Annotated in this window: 1 protein-coding gene; it reads left to right on the top strand. The window is 63.4% G+C overall.

The window, feature by feature from the left end; genetic code table 11:
* The coding region (locus tag BK660_RS31175; protein ID WP_259698569.1) for an LLM class flavin-dependent oxidoreductase at positions 1–500 on the top strand (500 nt) is incomplete at both ends.

The raw sequence follows: 500 nt of genomic DNA, 5'->3' as shown, positions 1-500 counted from the left end.
TTGAAACTCGGCGCGTTCCTTATGGCCACCGGGCACCACGTGGCGGCGTGGCGTCATCCGGATGTACCGGCGAATGCGGGTCTGGATTTCGCCCATTACAAGCGGCTGGCGCAAATTGCCGAGGCGGCGAAGTTCGATGCGTTGTTTGTCGCTGACAGCGTCGCCGCGCCGACTCAGGACATCGCCAGCCGCATGGCGCGCTCCGATCCCTTTGAACCGCTGACCTTACTCTCGGCGCTGAGTGCGGTGACCGAGCACATCGGCCTGATCGCCACGGCGACCACCAGTTACAACGAGCCGTATCACGTGGCGCGCAAATTCGCTTCGCTCGATCACCTCTCGGGTGGGCGCGCGGGGTGGAATCTGGTGACCTCGGACAACGCCGCTGAGGCGCTGAATTTCGGGCGAGACGAACACATCGGTCACGCCGAACGCTACAGCCGCGCTCGGGAATTTCATCAGGTGGTCACCGGGCTTTGGGACAGTTGGGAGGACGATGC

Origin of the sequence: Pseudomonas brassicacearum (genome assembly GCF_003732265.1) — a bacterium.
GTDB lineage: Bacteria > Pseudomonadota > Gammaproteobacteria > Pseudomonadales > Pseudomonadaceae > Aquipseudomonas > Aquipseudomonas brassicacearum_D.
The sequence above is the reverse complement of the archived record's forward strand: the minus strand, read 5'-3'. Positions and strand labels throughout refer to the sequence as shown.